Raw genomic sequence first — 2156 nt, forward strand, 5'->3', positions numbered from 1 at the left:
AGAAGAACTTGAAAGGTCATGTTGGCTAACTTCGTTCTTATTTCCCGACAGCTCTTTTGACTTTCCAAAGCTTTTTTCCTATGGTTGTTTCTCACAACTCATTTAGGATCGCTATAGATGGAAAATGTAAATCTTCTGAATCAGTGGCTTTCATATGCGCTCATATCCAGCTTCTAAAGTAAAACCGCTTACCCTTTCAGTCTTGTACCAATGCTTTCGGGGCAGGTGCGCCCCTGAGCATTCCCTCTGTGCTGAGGTCTTCATCGATTTTCTCCCAATGAATACCATACCCACCACCACAAGTTTCCCACTGTTCACGCTGTTTAGGTGTTGCGTTAAGTAGCCTTGGATACCAAGCCAGAGGTACACTAATTGTCCGCCCATCCATTAAATCAACGCTGATTGTTTCTTCGGTAAAGTAAACATTTTTAACCCTCTCGTCCGCTCGAATCGCCAAAATACCCATTCCAAGCCTCCATTAAAATTTTCTGGTTTTCTTGAACTATTGACTGTAGCTTCCGCAGTTCTTTTGCACTCAATCCAATACTGCTTGCCAAGCTGATTGGCTCCAACCAAAATTTTGCTGTTGAGTTGTCCCGATCAATCTGTTGAGTTGTCCCGATCAATATGTATATGCGGTGGCTCATTTGGTTCATGGCTATAGAAGTAAAAGCGGTACGGACCAATTCGTAAAACTGTCGGCATATTCTAAAATTATACTCAAGTCCCTGAGTCTAGCAGCAGATGTGGTCGTTGAAGGCAGTCTAACAATTGAAATGCAGCGGATAGTTGAAAGATCTTGGGGTTGAGTCAAGGCTATTCGCCGCCGCTGAACAGCACCGTTATACGGCTTAATTTATTTGTTGAGGCGTAATTGCAGTTTTATGGGTTCGCGATCGAGATTTTAGGGAGAGCAATTAAAATCTTGTTAGTCTGGGCAGCAGTGCGCTGGGTAACTCAAGCGATGAATGATAAAGACCATCTTCAAACTCCCGCTACTTTTGATCGAATCTTATCCGAAACCACAGCAGCAGGATTCTCAATGGCATCCGAGCCGCTCACAGGTTCTCTCCTCAAAACCTTAGCTGCTAGCAAGCGATCAGGATATTTTCTAGAGCTTGGTACTGGTACAGGTCTAGCTACAGCTTGGCTGCTTGACGGGATGGATGATGAATCAAAACTTGTTACGGTTGACAATGACAGTCGTGTTGCAGCGATCGCTCAGAAACATTTGGGACAGGATCAACGAGTCAGTTTTTGCATTGAGGATGCAGGCAACGTAATTCCGCGTTTCACCGAGCAAAAGCAAGGATTCGATCTAATTTTTGCAGATGCGTGGGTTGGAAAATACACGCTTCTTGATGAAACATTGAGTTTGCTCAGACCAGGAGATTTTTATGTCATTGATGATATGCTGCCACAGACCACTTGGCTAGAAGGTCATGGATTCAAAGTTGCTTCCTTGATTAAAACTTTAAGCAACAGAAGCGATTTACTCATCACGAAGCTCAATTGGGCAAGTGGAATTATCATTGCAACAAAACTGTAGTGGCAGAGCCTTAACAAAAATATGATCAAGAACCTCGCGCCCGAAGTCTTTCGACAGCGCTTACTCATTGAAGGCTTTTACACAACGGAGATCAACGAAAATCATTTAGAGCAATATCTACTGAGAATTGCCTCGCACCTGAATCTTCAGACGTATAGCAAGCCTATTATTTTTGCGCCTGCTTCAGGCATGGGTAAAGGGGAGAATGCTGGATATGATGCGTTTGTGCCATTAATTGACTCCGGTATATCAGCCTATTTTTGGAGCAACGCCCAGTTTTTCTCGATCGTCATATACACCTGCAAAGGGTTTGATGAGCAAGTCGCGATCGACTTCACACGAGAGTATTTTGCTGTTTCTGGTGAACTAGTCAGTGCCTCATTCTAGTACAGATGCCGCATAACAATTCGCTTGGAGCGGACGTGCAGAGTCTCTTCGTCTACTGCTCTGGTTTTGCATCGCCGCTCAAGCGAACCGTTCTGGCTATGAAGAGGAGCTGTATGCTCGAAATTCTGTTTCAGTTCATACAGCCTTTCAGCAACGCCCATGCTCCTTATTCTTGCCCTGTCTCTACCGTTAGCAGAGTTAAGAAAAGGGGAAGCTTCTC

General features: G+C 44.3%; 5 protein-coding genes. 2 read left to right on the forward strand and 3 right to left on the reverse strand.

Going from position 1 to position 2156, the window contains the following annotated elements; genetic code table 11:
* Positions 1 to 196: 196 nt before the first annotated feature.
* The 3 genes from AC5JLP_RS16080 to AC5JLP_RS16090 are packed head-to-tail and all read right to left on the reverse strand — an operon-like array spanning position 197 to position 705.
* A complete protein-coding gene (locus AC5JLP_RS16080) occupies positions 197 to 466 on the reverse strand; it encodes a DUF2442 domain-containing protein (protein ID WP_496068940.1) in 270 nt (89 codons plus the stop codon).
* Entirely contained in the window at positions 429 to 647 is a 219-nt protein-coding gene (locus AC5JLP_RS16085) for a DUF4160 domain-containing protein (protein ID WP_496068941.1), read from the reverse strand. The genes AC5JLP_RS16080 and AC5JLP_RS16085 overlap by 38 nt, the downstream gene beginning before the upstream one ends.
* Positions 601 to 705 (reverse strand): DUF4160 domain-containing protein, encoded by a 105-nt coding sequence (locus AC5JLP_RS16090; protein WP_496068942.1) that lies wholly within the window; start codon positions 703 to 705, stop codon positions 601 to 603. The genes AC5JLP_RS16085 and AC5JLP_RS16090 overlap by 47 nt, the downstream gene beginning before the upstream one ends.
* Positions 706 to 1042: 337 nt before the next feature.
* Here AC5JLP_RS16090 and AC5JLP_RS16095 point away from each other — a divergent pair, with 337 nt between their 5' ends.
* Both AC5JLP_RS16095 and AC5JLP_RS16100 read left to right on the forward strand, forming a co-directional pair.
* Positions 1043 to 1549 carry an O-methyltransferase gene (locus tag AC5JLP_RS16095; protein WP_496068944.1) on the forward strand — a complete coding sequence of 169 codons (507 nt, stop codon included), beginning with the start codon at positions 1043 to 1045 and terminating at the stop codon, positions 1547 to 1549.
* A 21-nt stretch (positions 1550 to 1570) separates the two neighbouring features.
* Positions 1571 to 1936 (forward strand): S-adenosylmethionine decarboxylase, encoded by a 366-nt coding sequence (locus AC5JLP_RS16100; RefSeq protein WP_496068943.1) that lies wholly within the window; start codon positions 1571 to 1573, stop codon positions 1934 to 1936.
* Positions 1937 to 2156: the final 220 nt, after the last annotated feature.

It is taken from the genome of Stenomitos rutilans (assembly GCF_059505485.1).

Coding starts and splice junctions, on each gene's coding strand:
- AC5JLP_RS16100 (WP_496068943.1), top strand. CDS start 1,571: ATGATCAAGAACCTCGCGCCCGAAGTCTTTCGACAGCGCTTACTCATT.
- AC5JLP_RS16080 (WP_496068940.1), bottom strand. CDS start 466: ATGGGTATTTTGGCGATTCGAGCGGACGAGAGGGTTAAAAATGTTTAC.
- AC5JLP_RS16085 (WP_496068941.1), bottom strand. CDS start 647: ATGAGCCACCGCATATACATATTGATCGGGACAACTCAACAGATTGAT.
- AC5JLP_RS16090 (WP_496068942.1), bottom strand. CDS start 705: ATGCCGACAGTTTTACGAATTGGTCCGTACCGCTTTTACTTCTATAGC.
- AC5JLP_RS16095 (WP_496068944.1), top strand. CDS start 1,043: ATGGCATCCGAGCCGCTCACAGGTTCTCTCCTCAAAACCTTAGCTGCT.